The sequence below is a fragment of the Streptomyces sp. NPDC059452 genome (genome assembly GCF_042750035.1).
GTDB lineage: Bacteria > Actinomycetota > Actinomycetes > Streptomycetales > Streptomycetaceae > Streptomyces.
Window position 1 is genome coordinate 63841 of record NZ_JBHYVE010000018.1, and the last position, 18878, is coordinate 82718.

The window sequence follows — 18878 nt, forward strand, 5'->3', positions numbered from 1 at the left end:
TGCCCCGGGACCCGCTCACCGCTCCCGGTCGTCACGAGGACCCGGCCGTACAGCACCGGCACCGGCACCGGCACTGGTGTCCCGGGCATCCGGACCGTACGGCGGTGTCAGCGAGGCCTCGATCCGGGCGAGCTCCTGGGCGAGGCTCGTCAGCCACACCTCCAGGTCGACGGAGAGCGGCGTCGGCGGACCGGCCTCCGGGGCGGTCCGCCGGGCGGGCTCCGGTCGTCCCCCGGTCAGCCGCGAAGCGATCCGGTCGGCCTCCGCCACCAGCTCCGACGCCGTGGCCCGCACCCGGGCCACGGCCTCGTCCGTCGCGCCGGGTCCCGGCCGCAGACCGAAGCGCGGCAGCCAGTGGGCGCCCAGGAGCATGTGGCTCGCCACGATGAGCATCGCGTGCCAGTCGGTGCGGGCGTCCTCCGGGGCGGACGGGGACTCGCTGCGGTACTGGGCGTACGCCGCCTCGGCAAGGTGGAACCGGTGGACGCCCGGCAGGGTCCGCGGCGCGGCCCGCGAACCGCCCGGCCGCTCCAGCAGCGCCTGTGCCGTCGGCTCCACCAGCGCGGCGCACGAGCGCAGCAGCTCCGCCATGGCCCGGCGGACCTCCCGCCGCGCCCCGGCCGGCCAGGCCAGGAGGCCGCACAGCAGCCCGATCACGCTGCCGGTGACGACATCGATCATCCGCGCCTCGGACAGCCGCCAGGTGACCGGCTCGATCTGGGCGAACGCGATGGCGACGACCAGCGTGAACAGCCCCTGGGCGTACGCGACGCCCAGCAGCGGCCCCAGGGCGAACGCCACCAGCATCACCGGGGCGAGCAGAGCGGCGTAGACATCGGTGTGCGGGCCCAGCCAGATCAGGAGCGCCCCCGCCACGAGCGCCCCGGCCGCGTTGCCCGCCACCGCCCGGCGGACCGCCTGCCAGGTCGCGCCCGCCGTCGTGCGCCCGAGGGTCAGGACGGCCAGCAGCACCCAGAAGCCGTGGGCCAGGTCGAGGGAGCCGGCCACCGCGCGGGCGGCGGCGAGTCCGAGCGCGGTCCGTACGGCGTTCTGGAACAGCACCGACCGGAACGTCACGTTGCCGAGGACGCGCCGGGCCCACAGCCTCGGCGTGGACAGCTCCGCGTACCAGAACAGTTCGTGCGGGACGGCCGGTTCGGTGGGTCTGCCGTGGGCGGCGATGCCGGTGGTGATCTCCGCCATCCGCGCCGATTCGGCCAGCGCTAGTACCCGCGACTGTCGGCGCTCCACGGCGACCGGGGGCCGCTCGCCGGACGGCCCGGACGCCCGGCGTACGCGCTCCGCCTGGAAGTCCCGCATCGCCGTCTCCAGGTCCCCGGCCACCGGCGGGTCGCCTCCGGAGCGCAGAAGGCGGGCGCAGGTGGCGCAGAGCCGGGCGACACGCTCCAGGAGGGCGGCGGAGGCGGGGTCGGCGGCGGCCGGTGGGGCTTCGGCGAGCGTGGCGAGCTGGTTCAGGAGTCTGCGTACCGTACGGCCCGCCTGTTCCAGCGCCCGGTCCGTCCGCCCCGCGCCCGCCGGGCGTTCCGCAGGGGGTACGGCCGACAGTCGCAGCTTCACACCGGCCTCGCGCAGCTTCTCCGGTGGTACGCCGCCGGGGGCGGCCCCTCGGGCGGCCTCGTCGAGGGCGTCGGCGAGCCGGTCCCGGTAGGACGCGGCGGGCGGATCGGGCAGCAGGACCTCGCACGCCGCGAGGAGCAGCAGGCCCGCGGTCAGCCCCACCAGCCGTTCCCCGAGGCTCTCGGGGGCGTACGGCGGGAAGCAGGCCAGGATGTAGAAGAGCTGGAGCCCCGGGCCGGCTCCGGCGGGGCGCGGGCCGCCCACGGCGGCGAACGCCAGCAGGAAGCCGACGACGAGCATGCCGACGACGGCCGCCCAGGTGTCCACGGCGAGCAGGGTGCCCAGGGTCACAAGGGCGAGGGCCACGGGGAGCGCCCGCAGCATGACGGAGGCGCGCTGACGGCCGGAGCCGGGGATGGGCGAGAGCAGCCCGACGGCGATGGGCGCGAAGAGCGCGTACAGCGCCGGGACCGGGAGCCCGGCCCCGTACAGCAGCGGGTAGAACCCGGCGCTCGCCGCGACGGTGACCCGGACGGCCCGGCGCAGGACGGCCGCCCGCCGGTGCCGGGTGGCGGTCGCACCCGCGCTCGGCCCGGGTCTCCGCCGCCCGGTGGCGGTCGCCTCCGTGCCGCGCCCGGGTCTCCGCCGCCCCAGGGCGGTCACATCCGTGCTCCGCTCGGGCCGGACCCTTCACTCGGTCCTGGGCGCGGGGCGGTGGCGGGGCGCGGGGCTGCTCGGAGTGCCGGTGGCGGCTGTGCGCTCATGCTGGCCATTGTCGGCCCGCTCCCGGCCGCCCGCTCGCGATGGCCGGGCAGCCGGGGGCCGGGCGGTGGCGGTCAGGCCTTGGCGGTACGGCGTGCCACGGCGTAGCCGTACGGGTCGGGCCAGCGGGGTTCGGCCGCGAGGGCGTCGGCGGCGCGGTGGGCCCAGTACGGGTCGCGCAGCAGCTCGCGGCCGAGCATGACGGCGTCGGCCTGTCCCGAGGAGACGATCTCCTCGGCCTGGGCGGGTTCGAGGATCAGGCCCACGGCGGAGGTGGGTATGCCGGCCGCCCGCCGGACCTGTTCGGCGAAGGGCACCTGGTAGCCGGGGTGGGCGGAGATCCGTGCGTCGGGGACCAGGCCGCCGGTGGAGACGTCGAGCAGGTCGACGCCGTGGGCGGTCAGCTCCTTGGCGAGGCGGACGGTGTCGTCGCCGGTCCAGCCCTCGCGGGGGTCCTCCGGGTTCTCGGTCAGCCAGTCGGTGGCCGAGGTGCGGAAGAGGACGGGCAGGTCCTCGGGCCAGACCGCGCGGACGGCGTCGACCACCTGGAGCGGGAAGCGCAGGCGGCTCTCCCAGCTGCCGCCGTAGGCGTCGGTGCGGTGGTTGGCGGCCGGGGAGAGGAAGGAGTTGATCAGGTAGCCGTGGGCGCCGTGGATCTCGACGACCCGGAATCCGGCGGCGAGGGCCCGCTCGGCGGCCGCGGCGAAGTCGCGCACCAGCTGCTGGATCTCGTCCTCGGTCAGCTCGTGGGGGACGGCGAGTCCGTCGAACGCGACGGGGCTGGGGCCCACGGGCTGCCAGCCACCCTCGCTCTCGGGGACGTACGCGCCGCCGACCCAGGGCCGCTCGGTGGACGCCTTGCGGCCCGCGTGGGCGAGCTGGATCGCGGGGACCGATCCGTGGGAGGCGATCGCCGCGGCGATCCGGGTGAAGGCCTCCTGCTGACGGTCGTTCCACAGGCCCAGGTCCCACGGGCTGATCCGGCCGTCCGGGCGCACGCCGGTGGCCTCCACCATCACGAGCCCGGCGCCTCCGGCAGCACGGGCCGCGAGGTGGGTGAGGTGGAAGTCCGTCGGCACCCCGGCCTCGGGCCCCTGTGCGGCGGCGGAGTACATGCACATCGGGGACATCCACACGCGGTTGGGGATCTCCAGGGACCGCAGGGTCAGGGGCGTGAACAGAGCACTCACCGGTACGTCTCCTCGGGTCGGGGGGCGGGCCGGGCGCCCTGCCGGACAGCGAGCAGGAGCGCCATGGCCAGTACGATAAACCTCGTAGTACGTCAGTTGTCAAACTACGAAGATGTTCGTACTTTAGAGGTGCGAAACCTGAAGGAGGCCGCCCATGCCCACGACCGAGCGCGGAACCACGTCCGGGCGTCGGCTCGCCCATCCAGCCGTGGCGGAGATCCGCCTGGAGGCGGTTCTGCACGCACTGGCCGACCCCGTCCGGCTGCGTATCGTGCGCGACCTCGCGGACGGCCACGCCGACATGGCCTGCATCGCCTTCGACCTCCCGGTGAGCAAGTCCACCACCACCCACCACTTCAAGGTGCTGCGCGAGGCGGGCGTGATCCGCCAGCACTACGAGGGGACCTCGCGCATGAGCAGACTGCGCGAGGACGACCTGGAGGCGCGCTTCCCCGGGCTCCTGACCGCTGTCCTGGAGGGCGCCCGGCGCTCCGCCGGATCGGTCTCCCCCTCCCCCTCCCCCTCCCCTTCGGCCTGAGCCACCCGGCGCATGGACGCGCCGGGTGGCCCCGTACTTCTTCCCTCAGCTCAGATCGTCGCGGTGTCGATCACGAAGCGGTAGCGGACGTCGCTGGTGAGGACCCGCTCGTACGCCTCGTTGACCTGGCCCGCCTCGATGACCTCGATCTCGGCGCCGAGCCCGTGCACGGCGCAGAAGTCCAGCATCTCTTGGGTCTCCGCGATCCCGCCGATCATCGAGCCCGCCAGCGACTTGTCGCCGCCGATCAGGGAGAAGAGGTTGAGCGAGACCGGCTCCTCGGGCGCGCCCACGTTGACCAGGGTGCCTTCCGTACGCAGCAGGGCGAGGTAGGCGCCGAGGTCCAGCGGGGCCGAGACCGTGGAGAGGACGATGTCGAAGGTTCCGGCCAGCTCCTCGAAGGTCTTCGGGTCGCTGGTCGCGTAGTAGTGGTCGGCGCCCAGCTTGAGCCCGTCGTCCTTCTTCCGCAGCGACTGGGAGAGGACGGTGACCTCGGCGCCGAGGGTGTGCGCGATCTTGACGGCCATGTGGCCGAGACCGCCGAGACCGACGACGGCGACCTTCTTGCCGGGACCGGCGCCCCAGCGCCTGAGCGGGGCGTACGTGGTGATGCCCGCGCACAGGAGCGGCGCGGCCTCGTCCAGGGCGATGCCCTCCGGGATGGAGACGACGAACCTCTCGGTCACGACGATGTGCGTCGAGTAGCCGCCGTGGGTCGGCTGGCCGCTCCGGTCGAGGGCGTTGTACGTCTGGGTGCTGCCTTCGGCGCAGTGCTGTTCGCGGCCCGTCCGGCAGGCGTCGCACGTGCCGCAGGAGTCGACCAGGCAGCCGACGCCGACGCGGTCACCGGCCTTGAAGCGGGTGACGCCGGGCCCGGTCTCCGTGACGATCCCGGTGATCTCGTGGCCGGGCACCATCGGGAAGATGCCCTCGCCCCAGCCGTCGCGGGCCTGGTGGATGTCGGAGTGACAGATACCGGCGAACCTGATGTCGATCAGGACGTCGAACTCGCCCACCGGGCGGCGCTCGATCGTGGTGCGCTCCAGCGGGGCCTTGGCACGGGGAGCGGCATAGGCGGCAACGGTGGTCATGCCGGAGGTTCTCCTCTGGGTGATGCGGTAGGAACGTCTCCCAGCATCCGGGGGCGGTCGGCGTTTACCCAGGTCACCGTCGTACCTACGTCCAGTGGTCCTACTACTGGCAGGGACAGGCTGCCGCGCGTACGACCAGGGACAATGGGAGCCATGGACGATCAGCCCGAAGCCGCCGCCCCCGAGCCGCTCGACCGACGCGCCGAGCTCAGCGAGTTCCTGCGCAGTCGGCGGGCCCGGCTCCGGCCGCAGGACGTGGGGCTGCCGGAGTTCGGGCGGGCCCGCCGGGTACCGGGGCTGCGCCGGGAGGAGCTGGCCCAGCTGGCCGGGGTCTCCGTGGCGTACTACACCCGGCTGGAACAGGGCAACGGGCGCAATGTGTCGGCCGAGGTGCTCGACGCGATCGCCCGCGCGCTGCGGCTCACCGACGCCGAGCACGCGCATCTGACGCATATGGCGAAGCCGGCGCGGCACAAGGCGAAGCGCCGCCCGGCCAGGGTGCAGCGGGTGCGGACCGGGCTGCTCCACCTCCTCGACAGCCTGGAGGGCATTCCCGCGTACGTGTACGGGGCCCGCTCCGACATCCTCGCCTGGAACCCGATGGCGGCGGCGGTGTTCGGCGACTGGGGCGCGCTGCCGCCCGAGGAGCGCAACTGGGCGCGGCTGGTGTTCCTCTCCCCCGCCTACCAGGACCTGTTCGTGGAGTGGGACTCCAAGGCCTCGGACATGGTCAGCTATCTGCGCCTGTACGCGGGCTGCCACCCGGACGACCCCCGGCTCTCCGCGCTGGTGGGGGAACTATCCGTCAAGAGCGACGAGTTCCGGCGGCTGTGGGCCACGCACAACGTGAAGGAGAAGGGGCACGGCACCAAGCTGATCCGGCATCCGCTCACCGGGGAGATGTCCCTGTCGTACGAGACGCTGCACCTGCCGGACGACCAGGAGCAGTGCCTGGTCACCTATCACGCGGAGCCGGGATCGGAGTCGGCCCAGGCCCTGCGTCTGCTGGCGAGCTGGGGCACGGACGCGAGCCCGTCCGCCCCGCACCCGTCGCCGCCGCCGCACCGGTCCCCGACGGGTCCAGGAGGACCAGGATCTCCGTGACGGCGAGCCGGGGGAGCAGCAACTGCCAGAAGCCGGTGAGCGTCTGCGCGGAGAGCCACTGGGAGTCGGACCTCCCGAGCACCTCGAACCCGGTCGTCGCGGCGACCGTCGCGGCGGTGATGTCCCTGCGGCAGACGCCCCCGGCGAGGGTGCCCGCCGCATCGGCCTCGTCCAGCAACTCCCGTACACAGACCTGCCACTGCGTCCGCAGGCCCGGTTCACCGGCCCGCTCCCCGTCGCAGCTGAGCCGGAACCCGGCCCGCATCACGGGGTCCCGGCCGAGGAGGTCCACCAGGGCGTGAGACGTGTCGACCAGGGCCTGCAGGGCCGTGTCCGACCTCCGCCGGATGGCGCTGGACACGTCCAGCAGGCTGTGTGACGCCTCCGCGACCACGGCTTCGGCGACCGCGACCTTGTTCGCGAAGTGGAAGTGCAGAGCGCCCGAACTGACCCCGGCCCCGCCGCTGATCGATGCCAGCCGCGCCTGCTCGTACCCCTGCTGCTCGAACACGATCGCCGCGGAACGGATCAGTGCCTGGCGGGTACGGACAGCGCGTACCTGCTTGGTCACCGGGGGCTCCGCCGAAGGGAGCACCGGCCTGGACAGGGCCCTGAACCGTGAGCCGCGGGGACCGGCGGCTCTCCCCCGGGGCGGTGAAGCAGCATCATGGGCCATATCAAACCAACTTTGCGGTTTGATTTCCAGAGGAATGCATGCGCGAATATGTTGACGGCGGACCCCGGGGTGCCCGGTGAGGGGCGCCTCGGGATCCGCCGGCCGATCAGTCCTCGCGCCCGCCGCGACCGGCCTGTCCGAACGCCTCCGCATGGTCCGCCGCCCAGGTACGGAAGGTCCGGGCGGGGCGGCCCGTCAGCTTCTCGACGGTCGGCACCACGGCTGCCTTCGCCCCCGCCCGCTGGCGCTCCGCGCTCTCCAGGAACGCCTCGGCCACCGGCTTCGGGTACTTCGCGAGCAGCGCCTCACGGGCCTGGTCCAAGGTCAGTTCCTCGAAGTGCAGCGGGCGTCCCAGCGCCTCGGAGAGCTGGGCCGTCTGCTCGCGCGCGGTGATCGCCTCGGGCCCCGACACCGCGTACGCCCGGCCCTCGTGGCCCGTCCCGGTGAGGGCGGCGACCGCCACCGCGGCGACATCCCGCGGATCGACGCAGGCGACCGGCGATGTTCCGTACAGGGCCCGGACCACGCCGTCCGACCGGATGCCCGGTGCCCAGGACAGCGTGTTGGACATGAACGTCCTGGGACGGACGAAGGTCCAGGGGACCCCGGAGTCCCGGACGGCCTGCTCGTTGCCGCGCTGGAGGCGGGTGATGAAGTCGTCGGCGCCCGGCTCCTCCACCGCCATCATGGACAGTTTCACGAGATGGCGGACGCCCGCGGCAGCGGCCGCCGACGCGACCCTTTCGTCATCGGGTTCCGTGGGGTTGTTCGTCACCAGGAACACCGCGTCGATGCCCCGCAACGCCCGGTCGAGGGCGCCCCGGTCGCCGTACTCCCCCGCCACGACCTCGACTTCGGGACCCCGCACCGCCACCCGCTCCGGGCGCCGCGCCAGAATCCGCACCGGCCCGGCATCCGCCAGCAGACCGGCCACCTCGTGCCCCACCGCACCGGTCGCTCCCGTTACCAGGATCACCCCACACACCCCTCACACACCGTCATCAACATGGTTCCACCCACAGCCCACAACCCCACTGCGCACCGGCCGGGCTCCCGAAGCCGCGGCTCCGGTTCAGGCCGCGTCCACAGGGCCCGACAGCACCGTGACGAAGACCGGCTCGCCGTCCTGGTGGCCCGTCACCCGTATCCTCGCGCCACCCGGCGCCGCGCCCGGCAGCACCTCCGCACCGATCGAGCACGGACTGCCGAACTCCGCGTACCGGTGGAACCGTGTGGTCCCCTCGGCCGGAACGAACCCGTCCTCCCCCGCCACCAGGCACGCCGCCTGCCGCGCCGCCTCCAGCAACAGCATCCCCGGCACATGGTCGTTGGGCCGCTGGAACAGCGTGGGGTGACGGGTGTCCACCCGCAGCTCCCAGACCCCCTCGCGCGAACTCTCCGACAGCACCACGTCCTCCGCCCGGGCACGGCCCGCCCGGGCGGCGGGAACGGGTGCCGTCTCCGGTATCACCTCGCCCGGCACCGCGGCGCCGCCGCGCATCCGCTCGTAGACGCGCGGGCTCGTGAACCTGGTCGCCCCCATCCCCGTGGCGACCAACTGCCCCGCCCGGCGCACCACCCAGTCCACGCGCCCCTGAACCGGCAGCCCGCCGCGCCACTTGAGCTCGGAGCAGGTGACCTCCACGTCGATCACGGTGGGCAGGCCGCCCACCTCCAGGTGGTCGGGGTGGGTCGCGTAGTCCAGATCGGCCATCAGGAAGTGGTGGCCGACCGGGACTCCGTACCCGGCGTGGAAGGCCAGCATCGCCGCCTGCCGCATCGCCTCCGTGACCAGGAGCGGATCATGGCGGTCCGCTCCCACCGGGGCGAAGAACGGATGGTCGTGCGGGAGCACCGCCTCCACGGAGAACCGGTCCGGGCCCACCTTCTCCCAGCTTCGCGGAAAGGCGTCCTCCGGCCTGGTCCTGTGCACCAACTCCATTCCCACCGGATGAACCACTCGGACCTCCGAACCCACGGCCGATGCCGGTACAGGATCGGTCAACACTGCTGCTTCGGGCATAACTCCCCCCCAGGGGTCATGTGATGGCGTGTCGTTCCTGCGGTATACGCGCTGATAAGATACAGACTAAGCGGTTTTCTTTCTATCTTGATACCCGGCACCCCACCGCGACGGAGGAGACAGGATGGCCAAGCAGGACCGGGGAATCCGCACCCGCCGGGCAATCCTGATGGCAGCAGCCCAGACCTTCGAGAAACACGGCTACCAAGCCGCGACCATTACGGAAATACTCAGAATCGCCGGACTCACCAAAGGCGCCCTCTACTTCCATTTCTCGTCGAAGGAAGAGCTCGCACTCGGTGTCCTGGAGGCACAGGAACCCCCACCCCCGGTCCCCGGTCAACTCCTCAGACTGCAGGAGCTCGTGGACATGGGGATGCTGTTCAGCCACCGCCTCCACACCAGTCTCCTCACCCGTGCCGGTGTCCGCCTCTCCATGGACCAGCAGGCCCAGGGCCTGGACCGCACCGGCCCCTTCCTCCGCTGGCAGCAGACCACTCACGATCTTCTGGCCCAAGCCAAACAGAACAGCGAACTCCTCCCGCACGTCAACCCCACCGAGACGGCCGACCTCTATGTCGCGGCCTTCTCCGGTATCCAGGCGGTCTCCCAGACACTCAGCAACTACCGTGATCTGGAACAGCGTTACCTCACCCTCCAGCGGCACATCCTCCCCAGCATCGCCGCCCCCGCCATCCTCGTGGCCCTCGACCTCGACCCGCGGCGCAGCGCCCGGCTCACCCGCAGCGCCCCCACGCACCGAGGCCCCGTCCGGGCGTGAACGGTCAGGCCGACAGGGCCAGTCGGGCGCCGATGCCGATCATCATCGCGGCGACGAGACCGTCCAGAACCCGCCACGACGACGGGCGGGCGAGGACCCCGCCGAGCAGCCGGGCGCCGAACCCGAGAGCGGCGAACCAGCAGAGGCTGGCAAACATCGCGCCCACCCCGAACGTCCAGCGCAGCGGCCCGCGTTCGGAGGCGATGGAGCCGAGCAGGAAGACGGTGTCGAGGTAGACGTGGGGGTTGAGCCAGGTCATCGCGAGGCAGGCGAGCACCGCGCCCCGCCTCGCCCCGGAGGGCGCGTCCTGCGGCTTCAGGGCCGAGGGGCGGAAGACCCGGCGCGCGGCGAGTACGCCGTAACCGATCAGGAACGCGGCACCCAGCAGGGAGACCACGGTCAGGGCGGACGGCCAGGCCACCACGACGGCACCGACCCCGGCCACACCGAGGGCGATGAGCACCGCGTCGGACAGGGCGCAGATGGCCACCACCGGGGCGACGGCCTCACGGCGGACGCCCTGGCGCAGGACCAGGGCGTTCTGGGCGCCGATGGCGACGATGAGGGAGAGGCCGGTGCCGAATCCGGCGGCCGCGGTGGTCAGAGCGTTGGTCATGGCGTCGACGCTAGGGAGACCCGACCTTCGTGTACAGCTAATGATTCTTACGTATCATTAGCTGGTGTGATGTCGGAACTCCCGCTCGATCAGGTGCGGACCCTGCTGGCCGTGGTCGACGAAGGCACCTTCGACGCGGCGGCGAGCGCCCTGCATGTGACTCCGTCGGCGGTCAGCCAGCGGGTGAAGGCGCTGGAGCAGCGCACGGGCCGGGTCCTGCTGCTGCGGACGAAGCCGGTCCGGCCGACCGAGTCCGGCGAGGTCGTGGTGCGCTTCGCCCGTCGGCTGGCCCGGCTGGAACAGGACACGCGGTCCGCCCTCGGGATGTCCGGTCCCGGCGAGCCGACGCGGCTGACCATCGCGGTGAACTCCGACTCCCTGGCGACCTGGTTCCTGCCCGCGCTGGGCCGCGTTCCGGAGGAGCTGGGGATCGGTTACGAGCTCCGCCGGGAGGACCAGGACCATACGGCCGCGCTGCTCCGCGAGGGGGTGGTGATGGCGGCGGTGACCTCATCGCCGGAGGCCGTGTCGGGCTGTTCGGTGCGGAGTCTGGGCCGGATGCGCTACCTGCCGGTGGCGACCGGGGCCTTCGCCGGACGGTGGCTCGGGCGGGGCACCGGGGTTCCGTTGCGCGATCTGATCGCGGATGCGCCGGTGGTGGACTTCGACCGGCGCGACGACCTCCAGGACGCCTTCCTCCGCGCCCTCGGACGCGGGCGCGGGGAGCGGGCGCGGCGCCACTTCGTGCCCACGTCGGAGGGGTTCGTGGACGCGGTGGTGGCGGGGATGGGCTGGGGCATGCTGCCCGAGACGCAGGCGCGTCCGCTGCTCGCGCGCGGTCGGCTGGTGGGCCTCGCCCCGGACCGTCATGTCGATGTCCCGCTGTACTGGCAGCAGTGGAAGCTCGACTCACCGGCCCTGGCGGCCGTGGCCGCAGCCGTGCTGGCCGAGGCCGCCGAAGCGCTCGACGTGGACCGGCCGGGGAACGGCGGGCCGCGCGCGTAGTGCGGGAGCGGGGCGGTCCGCGCCACGCCTTAGGATGGCGGGTCCCTCCCCCGGGGCCCGGCCCCCGGTTCCGTACGCACGGCCACCGGGGCGCTCCGCGGGGGCCATCCCCGAGCGACCCGGAGGCGTCTCCTTGCGCGTGCTGCTGGTGGAGGACGACGAGGACCTGCGGGCGGTGGTCGCGGCGGGGCTGCGCGAGGCCGGGTTCGCCGTGGACGGGACGGACGACTGGCCCGAGGCGGACGTGATGCTGCACATCACCCCGTACGACTGTGTGGTTCTGGACCGGATGCTGCCCTCCGGCGACTCGCTCGCGCGGCTGGCGGACCGGCGCCGGGCGGGCTGGTCCGTGCCCGTGCTCTGCCTCACCGCCCTGGATGCCCTGGACGACCGGCTGCACGGACTGGAGAGCGGGGCGGACGACTACCTCGCCAAGCCGTTCGCGATGCGTGAACTGGTCCTGCGGGTGCGCAGCCTGACCCGGCGCGCGGCCGAGCGGCTGCCCGCCTTCCTGAGCTGTGCGGACGTGGTGATGGACCTGGCGCGGCGCGAGGTGCGGCGGGGCGGGGTGCTGCTGTCGCTGAGCCCGAAGGAGTACGCGGTGCTCCAGCAGCTCCTGGTCCACCGGGACAGCGTCGTCACGCGTACGGCGTTGCTGGAGCACTGCTGGGACGAGATGGCCGACCCCGTCTCCAACGTGGTGGACGCCGTCATCGCGGGCGTACGGCGCAAACTCGGTGCCCCGGGCCTGGTGCACACCGTGCGCGGCCAGGGGTTCCTGCTGGGCGCGGGGCCCGGGCCCTCCTGATGGCGGGCTCCGCACGGCGCCGCTCCCCGGCCCGGACCCGGCTGCGTCGGCTGCAACTGCGCCTGACCGCCGCGTACACCCTGATCACCGTCGTGGGGCTGAGCTGTCTGTCCTGGCTGGTGATCCGGACCGACGACCGGTCCCGGGAGGCCGCCGAGTACGACGAGATGCGCCGCCGGGCCTCCGTCGCCGCCTCGCTCGTCTACTACGAGGACGACCGCATCCGGCTCGACGGCCTGAGCGACGACGAGGCGACGGCGGGCACACCCCAGATCCTGGTGCTGGAGGACCGGCCCGGCGACGGTCCGGCCGTGGTGTTCCGGGGCAGCGTCCAGCAGTTCGACGTACCGGCCGGGACGCTCGCGGGGGCGGCGCGGTCGGCGATGCGCGCGGAGGGGGCGGTGCGCTCGGAGGCCCGCGACCGTACGGGCGGACCCGTCCGCCTGCTGGCCGTGCCCTTCTACCACGACGCCACCGACGCGGTGGCGGGCGCGGCCGTCGCGGTCGGCGACCCGGCGTACGGGTCGGCCGAACACCGCAGCCTGGTCCTTTCCCTGGTCGTGGGGTGTGCCGCCCTCACCGCTCTGGCCGCGCTCACCGGCCATGTGCTCTCCGGGCGGTCCATGCGGCCCGCCTGGCAGGCGCTGGAGCAGCAGGAGCGGCTGTTGGCCGACGCGGCGCACGAGCTGCGGACGCCGGTGGCGGTGATGCGCGGTGCGGTGGAAGTGGCCGGGCGCGGTCCGGGCGGGGTGGAGACCCATCTGCCGAGGATCCGCCGGGCGGCGGACCGGATGGGCCATGTGGTGGAGAACCTGCTGACCCGGGGGCGGTTGGAGGCCGCCGTGGACTCCGTACGGGCCGAACCGCTGCGGCTGGACCAGCTCGTGGAGGAGGTGTGCGCCGATCTGCCGGAGGGCGGGCACCGCCTGGAGCTGCGGCAGACGGAGTCGGTGGTCGACGCCGACCCGGCGCTGGTGCGGGTGGCCGTGCGCAACCTGCTCGACAACGCCGTACGCCACGGCCGGACGCCCGGGGAGCCGGGCCGGGCCGAGCTGCTCGTGACCGTACGGGGGCCGGAGGTATCGGTCGCCGACCGGGGTCCGGGGGTGGAGCCGGGGCGGCTGCCGGAGCTGATGGAGCGCTTCCGCTCACCGGGCGGCGGTACGGGCATCGGCCTCTCGCTGGTGCACCGGGTCGCGCTCGCCCACCGGGGCGCCCTCACCGTGCACGCCCGGCCCGGCGGCGGCGCGGAGTTCGTCCTGCGGCTCGCGCCCGCCCGCTCGCGGCGGAGCCGGGCCCGGAAGAGCTGAGGCAGCCCGAGGGCCGACGCTCACGATTCGCTCATGATCGGCCGTTCATGATGCGGAGGCAGGTACGCAGACCACGCACGGGAGTCCCCATGTCCAAGCACGCCGTCACCCCCTTCCTCCGCCGCAGGTCCACCCTCGCGGCCCTGGCCGGCGGGGTCGCCGTGACAGCGGGCGCGGGGCTCCTGCTCTCCAGCGCCTTCGCGGCGAAACCCGCGCCCGAGATCGTCCTCCCGAAGGCCGACGCGACCTTCGACTACCAGATCGGCGGGGCCTACACCCCGCCCGCCGGAGTCAAGGCGCTCTCGCGCGACCGGGGCGCCAAGCCCGTACGCGGTCTGTACAACGTCTGCTACGTCAACGCCTTCCAGACCCAGCCGGACGCCATGGGCTGGTGGCAGAAGAAGAACCCGGACCTGCTGCTGCGCGACGGCAGGGGCAGGCCGGTCGACGACGAGGCCTGGGGCGAGGCGCTGCTCGACACCTCCACGGCGGCCAAGCGGAACCGGCTGGCGAAGATCGTCGGCGGCTGGATCGACGGCTGTGCGAAGGCCGGGTTCCAGGCGGTGGAGCCGGACAACCTCGATTCGTACGAGCGCTCCGGCGGTCGGCTCACCCGGGCGCACAACGCCGCCTTCGCCAAGCTGCTGGCCACCCGGGCGCACGCGGCGGGACTGGCGATCGGCCAGAAGAACACCACCGACCTGCTGGAGCGGCGCAAGGCGATCGGCTTCGACTTCGCGGTCGCGGAGGAGTGCGGCCGCTACGACGAGTGCGCCGACTACGCCGCCGCGTACGGCAACAGGGTCTTCGTCATCGAGTACACCGCCCGTGATTTCGCCAAGGTCTGCTCCGCCGTGGGCAAGAAGCTCTCGGTCGTCCACCGGGACCTCGACGTCCGGCCGTCGGGGCGGCCGGGGTACGTGTTCCGCACCTGCTGACGCGCCCCGGCGCCCGTCACTCCAGGGACGCGGGGCTCCGGCGGCTCACTCCGGGGAGGCGGGGCTCCGGCAGGCGTCACTCCGGAGACGCGGGGCCCCGGCGGCTCGCTCCGGGAGGCGGAGCTCCGGCGGGCGTCACTCCGGGGAGGCGGGGCTCCGGCGGGCGGAGACCGTGAACAGGGCCCCGTCGGGGTCGTCGATCACCGTTTCGGGTCCGTCGTCCGGGGAGAGCGTCGGCGGGGAGACCGTGCCGCCCGCCTTCCGTGCGGCTTCGGTGGCCACCGTCAGGTCGTCGACCTGGAAGCGGACGTGCCACCGGGGGCGCAGCCGGGGGTCGGGGGACGCCCCGTCGCCGCCGCCGCGCAGGGTGGCGACGGTCTGGCCGCCCTGCCGGACGACCACGGTGTCCTGCTGGTAGGCGTAGCCGACCTCGCAGCCGCCGGGTTCCAGCGGGTCCCAGCCGAAGACCTCGGCGTAGAAGATGGCCGCGTCGAAGGCGTGGCTCGTGCGCAGTTCGAGGGCGGCGGGTGCGCTGTCGCGGCCGATGGACCACGGCGGGGTCCGCCCCTCCCAGAAGCCGAACCCGGCTCCGTCGCGGTCGGCGGCCATGGCTCCCCGGCCGGGGCCGAGCCGGATCGGGCCGACGGCGATCGTGCCGCCGCGTTCCCGTACGCGGGAGGCGGTGGCGTCCACGTCGGCGACGGCGAAGTACGGGGTCCAGGCGGTGGCGGTGGGCAGGCCGGGCGCGATCTGTCCGATCCCGGCGACGGGCAGGTTGTCGGCGTGCGCGACGGAGAACCCCTCGCCCAGGGTGCCGGAGCGGAAGGTCCATCCGAGAACGGCCGCGTAGAAGTCCTGTGCGGCGCGCAGGTCCCGGGTCATGAGACTCACCCAGCAGGGGACGCCGTGCACAGGGGTGGTCTGCTCTGCCTCCGTCATCGGGATCCGTCTCCTCGCCGGGACACCATGCCTCCCATACCTACGCTGCCCGGCTCGGCGGCGCCACCCGGGCGCCTGCCCCCGGGACCTGCGGGCCCGGTCGGCGCGGAACGGTCACCGGTCGGCGGCCGGGGGCGGGGACACGCCCTCGATCTCCGTCCAGCTCGGGGGGTGCGCCCCGGGCGACAGGTGCGTGTGCGTCACCTCGGCCGGCCGGCGGGAACCGGCGTCCAGTACCAGGGTCACGGCCCCTCTGAGCAGCAGCGCCTCACCGCCGGGCGCGGTCAGCCGGGCCTTCCAGGCCGCTGGATACGGGGCTTCGGCGCTGTGGGGTGTCACGGACACCTCGGCCCACACCCGGACCGTCGACCCGTCCGTCCGCTCCACGGGTTCACCGCAGGGCGGGCGCCGCCGCGGGTTCGCCGAGGTGCCGGGCGGCCGTGCGCCAGGCCGTGGTGACGGCTTCGCGTGCGGTGGCGGTCGCGGCCGGGACGCCCGGGGGCAGGTGCACCGGGGAGCCGAGGTGGACGTGGAGCCGGGGGCGGCGGGCCGGGGCGGTGAGGAACCCGGCGATCTGCTTGGCGCACCGGCCGGAGGTCACCCTGCGGGCGCCTGCCTGGCCGAGGGGGACGACGGGTGCGCCCGATACGTGGGCCAGCCGGGCGAGGCCGCTGCGGAACCTCTCCGGCGGGGCCTCGGCCGCATCCGTACGCAGGGGCAGCCGCCCCTCCCCGTAGATGAGGACGTGCCGCCCCGCCCCGAGCGCGGCGGCGGCCGTGTCGAGGGCGTCGGCCGCCCGGTGGGTGCCGCGGTGCACGGGCACATGGCCGCCGCGCTCCAGGAGCCGGCCGAGGACCGGGATGCGCCAGAGCCCCGCGGTGGCCATGACCACCGGTTCGACGTCGAGCCGCAGCAGCGCGGCGAGGACGATGCCGGGGTCGGCGAGGGAGGTGTGGTTGGCGACGATGATGGAGCCGGGCGCCGGGGCACCGCCGGGGTCGGAGGTGACGGTGAGGCGGCCGAGGCAAGGGATGACGGCGGCTGCGACGCTGCTGAGCACGGCTCTCCTGGGGTCCGGATGGCGGGGTGACCTGGTCGGTCGTGTTCATCGTCGTGGCGGCGGGGGTCTCGGACCTGAGTTCGGATACTCAGCCGGGGTGCGCTGCGGTGCTCGGCTGTCGCGCCCTGCACGGTGGAAGAGAGCCGTCGCGCCCCGCCCGGCGGAAAAGCATGCGCGTGAGGTGCGGGCCCGGCGGCAGACTGCGGGTGTCCGCCGACGAAGCCTCCGTGCTCCGGAGACGTCCCCCGAGGAGCTGCCCCGCATGAGCCCCGTCCCGTCCCCCGCCCCGTCCCCCGGCTTCGACTCCCCCGCTTTCGAAGCCCCCGCTTTCGACGTCCCCGATGCCCTGGTCTCCTCGTACGGCGCCCCCGGCGACGCCCAAGGCCGGGCCTGGCCGGCCGCGTTGCCCCGGCTGGCCGCCGGGTTCCTGGACCGCTGGGAGCTGCGGCGGGACGGCCCGGCCGGCCATGGCATGGCCGGGCTCGTGCTGCCGGTGGTCCGCGCGGACGGGACGCCCGCCGTGCTCAAGCTCCAGCCGCCCGCCGAGGAGAGCTCCGGGGTGGCGGCGGGGCTCCGGGCCTGGAACGGCGACGGGGTGGTCCGGCTGCTCGACGTCGACGCGCAGGCGGGTGCGCAGTTGCTGGAACGGCTGGACGCGGGGCGCCCGCTGTCGGCGGAGCCGGACGGGACGGCGGTGATGAAGGTGCTGGCCGGGCTCATGGCCCGGCTGTCGGCGGTGCCCGCGCCGCAGGGGATGCGCAGGCTCGCCGACCTCGCCGCCGCGATGGTCGAGCAGACGCCCGGGGCGGTGCCGAAGCTGCGCGATCCGGCGGAACGGGAGCTTGTACGCACCTGCGCGGCCGCCGTGGCCGAGCTGGCCGGTGAGGCGGGCGACCGGCTGCTCCACTGGGATCTGCACGACGGCAACGTGCTGGCCGGTGAGCGCGAGCCGTGGCTCGCCATCGATCCCGAACCGCTGGCCGGTGATCCCGGGTTCGAGCTGTGGCCCGCCCTGGACATCCGCTGGGGGACGGTGGTGGAGGGCGGGGTGACGGGCCCCGTGCTGTACCGGTTCGACCTGCTCACCGAGGCGCTCCACCTCGACCGGGCGCGGGCCACCGGCTGGACGCTGGGCCGGGTGCTGCAGAACGCGCTCTGGGACATCGAGGACGGGAGGACCGCGCTGGAACCCGCTCAGGCCGCCCTGGCCACGACGCTTCTGGAGCACCGGTCCTGATGACCTGACACCCGGCTCGGGCGTGATCCGGCACATGGCCAGGGCGTGATCCGGTACACGGCTCGGGCGGGCCGTCGGTTACCTTGTTGCACATAGATTGCAACTACTGATGCATGGCAAGGAGGCACCCGTGGGCTCTCCCGTGGTGCTGGGGATCGAGTCGTCGTGCGACGAGACCGGGGCGGGTCTGGTCCAGGACGGGCGTCTGCTGGGGCACGCGCTCGCGTCCAGCATGGACGAGCACGCCCGCTTCGGCGGTGTCGTGCCCGAGATCGCCGCGCGGGCCCATGTGCACTCCTTCGGCCCGGTCGTCCGGCAGGCGCTGGAGAGCGCGGGGCTGCGGATGTCGGACATCGGCGCGGTCGCCGTCACCACCGGGCCCGGTCTCTCCGGGGCGCTCCAGGTGGGGCTGGCCGGGGCGAAGGGACTGGCGTACGCGCTCGGCGTGCCGCTGTACGGGGTCCATCACCTGGCAGGGCACGTCGCCGCGGACACCCTGGAGCACGGCCCGCTCCCCGATCCCTGTGTGGTGCTGATCGTCTCCGGCGGCCACACCTCGCTGCTGCTCGTACGCGATCTCGCCCGTGACCCGATCGTCCACCTCGGGGACACCGTGGACGACGCGGCCGGTGAGTGCTTCGACAAGGTGGCCCGGGTGTTCGGGCTGCCCTACCCGGGCGGTCCGGCGATCGACCGGGTGGCGCGGGAGGGCGATCCGCGTGCGGTGGCGTTCCCGCGCCCGATGACCGGGGCCCGGGACGCCCCGTACGCCTTCTCCTTCTCCGGGCTGAAGACGGCTGCCGCCCGCTGGGCCGAGCAGCGGCGCGTGGCGGGCGGGGAGCTGCCGCTGGCCGACGGCGCCGCATCACTCCAGGAGGCCGTGGCCGATGTGCTGACCCGCAAGGCGGTGGCGGCCTGCCGGGATCACGGGGTCTCCACGCTGGTGGTGGTCGGCGGGGTGGCCGCCAACTCGCGGGTGCGGGAGCTGGCCGAGCAGCGGTGCCGGGCGGCCGGGATCACGCTGCGGGTGCCGCCGCTGCGGCTGTGCACGGACAACGGGGCGATGATCGCGGCCGTCGGCGACCTGCTCGTACGGGCCGGGTCCGAGCCCGCTCCGATGGACGTGTCGATCGATCCGTCGGCTCCGCTGGAGTACGCGGCGCTGCATCCGGTGGCGCGGGGCGCGGTCGTGGCGGCCTGAGACGCCTCGGCCCCGGACGCC

General features: G+C 73.8%; 18 protein-coding genes and 1 pseudogene. 9 read left to right on the forward strand and 10 right to left on the reverse strand.

What is annotated here, in order from left to right:
• Positions 1–15 precede the first annotated feature (15 nt).
• Both ACFW9Z_RS23170 and ACFW9Z_RS23175 read right to left on the reverse strand, forming a co-directional pair.
• On the reverse strand, positions 16–2124 hold the full coding sequence (locus ACFW9Z_RS23170; protein ID WP_384644140.1) for an FUSC family protein: 2109 nt from the start codon (positions 2122–2124) through the stop codon (positions 16–18).
• A 290-nt stretch (positions 2125–2414) separates the two neighbouring features.
• Positions 2415–3530 carry an NADH:flavin oxidoreductase/NADH oxidase gene (locus ACFW9Z_RS23175; RefSeq protein WP_384643959.1) on the reverse strand — a complete coding sequence of 372 codons (1116 nt, stop codon included), beginning with the start codon at positions 3528–3530 and terminating at the stop codon, positions 2415–2417.
• Positions 3531–3684: 154 nt separating this feature from the next.
• On the opposite strand from ACFW9Z_RS23175, the gene ACFW9Z_RS23180 reads away from it, so the two are divergent.
• On the forward strand, positions 3685–4068 hold the full coding sequence (locus tag ACFW9Z_RS23180; protein ID WP_384643961.1) for an ArsR/SmtB family transcription factor: 384 nt from the start codon (positions 3685–3687) through the stop codon (positions 4066–4068).
• Positions 4069–4118: 50 nt separating this feature from the next.
• Here ACFW9Z_RS23180 and ACFW9Z_RS23185 read toward each other — a convergent pair whose 3' ends face one another.
• On the reverse strand, positions 4119–5159 hold the full coding sequence (locus ACFW9Z_RS23185; RefSeq protein WP_384643963.1) for an NAD(P)-dependent alcohol dehydrogenase: 1041 nt from the start codon (positions 5157–5159) through the stop codon (positions 4119–4121).
• A gap of 153 nt (positions 5160–5312) precedes the next feature.
• Here ACFW9Z_RS23185 and ACFW9Z_RS23190 point away from each other — a divergent pair, with 153 nt between their 5' ends.
• Positions 5313–6263 carry a helix-turn-helix domain-containing protein gene (locus ACFW9Z_RS23190; RefSeq protein WP_384643965.1) on the forward strand — a complete coding sequence of 317 codons (951 nt, stop codon included), beginning with the start codon at positions 5313–5315 and terminating at the stop codon, positions 6261–6263.
• A gap of 13 nt (positions 6264–6276) precedes the next feature.
• On the opposite strand, the pseudogene ACFW9Z_RS23195 reads toward ACFW9Z_RS23190, so the two are convergent.
• From ACFW9Z_RS23195 to ACFW9Z_RS23205, 3 genes and pseudogenes are all read right to left on the reverse strand, one after another.
• Positions 6277–7092 (reverse strand): annotated as a pseudogene (locus tag ACFW9Z_RS23195) (ScbR family autoregulator-binding transcription factor); the annotation flags it as partial.
• Positions 7046–7915 (reverse strand): NAD(P)H-binding protein, encoded by an 870-nt coding sequence (locus ACFW9Z_RS23200; RefSeq protein ID WP_384643967.1) that lies wholly within the window; start codon positions 7913–7915, stop codon positions 7046–7048. The pseudogene ACFW9Z_RS23195 and the gene ACFW9Z_RS23200, both read right to left, overlap by 47 nt.
• 96 nt (positions 7916–8011) lie before the next feature.
• Positions 8012–8962 (reverse strand): ScbA/BarX family gamma-butyrolactone biosynthesis protein, encoded by a 951-nt coding sequence (locus ACFW9Z_RS23205; protein WP_384643969.1) that lies wholly within the window; start codon positions 8960–8962, stop codon positions 8012–8014.
• 124 nt (positions 8963–9086) lie between these two features.
• Between ACFW9Z_RS23205 and ACFW9Z_RS23210 the strand changes: the two genes are divergently transcribed.
• Positions 9087–9743 (forward strand): ScbR family autoregulator-binding transcription factor, encoded by a 657-nt coding sequence (locus ACFW9Z_RS23210; protein ID WP_384643971.1) that lies wholly within the window; start codon positions 9087–9089, stop codon positions 9741–9743.
• Between the two features lie 4 nt (positions 9744–9747).
• Here ACFW9Z_RS23210 and ACFW9Z_RS23215 read toward each other — a convergent pair whose 3' ends face one another.
• Positions 9748–10359, reverse strand: coding sequence for a LysE/ArgO family amino acid transporter (locus ACFW9Z_RS23215; protein ID WP_384643973.1), 612 nt, complete (start codon positions 10357–10359; stop codon positions 9748–9750).
• A 66-nt stretch (positions 10360–10425) separates the two neighbouring features.
• Between ACFW9Z_RS23215 and ACFW9Z_RS23220 the strand changes: the two genes are divergently transcribed.
• The 4 genes from ACFW9Z_RS23220 to ACFW9Z_RS23235 all read left to right on the forward strand — a co-directional run bounded on the left by ACFW9Z_RS23220 (position 10426) and on the right by ACFW9Z_RS23235 (position 14420).
• Positions 10426–11364, forward strand: a complete 939-nt coding sequence (locus ACFW9Z_RS23220) for a LysR family transcriptional regulator ArgP (protein ID WP_384643974.1) — start codon at positions 10426–10428, stop codon at positions 11362–11364.
• 133 nt (positions 11365–11497) lie between these two features.
• Positions 11498–12172, forward strand: coding sequence for a response regulator transcription factor (locus ACFW9Z_RS23225; RefSeq protein WP_384643976.1), 675 nt, complete (start codon positions 11498–11500; stop codon positions 12170–12172).
• Entirely contained in the window at positions 12172–13482 is a 1311-nt protein-coding gene (locus ACFW9Z_RS23230) for a sensor histidine kinase (protein ID WP_384643978.1), read from the forward strand. Before ACFW9Z_RS23225 ends, ACFW9Z_RS23230 begins: the two co-directional genes overlap by 1 nt.
• An 89-nt stretch (positions 13483–13571) precedes the next feature.
• Positions 13572–14420: an endo alpha-1,4 polygalactosaminidase gene (locus ACFW9Z_RS23235; RefSeq protein ID WP_384643980.1), complete on the forward strand. Its 849-nt coding sequence runs from the start codon at positions 13572–13574 to the stop codon at positions 14418–14420.
• A gap of 135 nt (positions 14421–14555) precedes the next feature.
• Here ACFW9Z_RS23235 and ACFW9Z_RS23240 read toward each other — a convergent pair whose 3' ends face one another.
• From ACFW9Z_RS23240 to ACFW9Z_RS23250, 3 genes are all read right to left on the reverse strand, one after another.
• Positions 14556–15359 carry a VOC family protein gene (locus ACFW9Z_RS23240; protein WP_384643982.1) on the reverse strand — a complete coding sequence of 268 codons (804 nt, stop codon included), beginning with the start codon at positions 15357–15359 and terminating at the stop codon, positions 14556–14558.
• A 114-nt stretch (positions 15360–15473) separates the two neighbouring features.
• Positions 15474–15746, reverse strand: a complete 273-nt coding sequence (locus tag ACFW9Z_RS23245) for a hypothetical protein (RefSeq protein ID WP_384643984.1) — start codon at positions 15744–15746, stop codon at positions 15474–15476.
• Positions 15747–15750: 4 nt separating this feature from the next.
• Positions 15751–16419 carry a lysophospholipid acyltransferase family protein gene (locus ACFW9Z_RS23250; protein WP_384643986.1) on the reverse strand — a complete coding sequence of 223 codons (669 nt, stop codon included), beginning with the start codon at positions 16417–16419 and terminating at the stop codon, positions 15751–15753.
• Positions 16420–16681: 262 nt separating this feature from the next.
• Between ACFW9Z_RS23250 and ACFW9Z_RS23255 the strand changes: the two genes are divergently transcribed.
• Both ACFW9Z_RS23255 and tsaD read left to right on the forward strand, forming a co-directional pair.
• Positions 16682–17656, forward strand: a complete 975-nt coding sequence (locus ACFW9Z_RS23255) for an aminoglycoside phosphotransferase family protein (protein ID WP_384643988.1) — start codon at positions 16682–16684, stop codon at positions 17654–17656.
• A gap of 130 nt (positions 17657–17786) precedes the next feature.
• The gene (tsaD, locus tag ACFW9Z_RS23260) at positions 17787–18857 is read left to right on the forward strand and encodes a tRNA (adenosine(37)-N6)-threonylcarbamoyltransferase complex transferase subunit TsaD (RefSeq protein WP_384643990.1); all 1071 of its coding nucleotides are present in this window, start codon (positions 17787–17789) and stop codon (positions 18855–18857) included.
• Positions 18858–18878 lie beyond the last annotated feature (21 nt).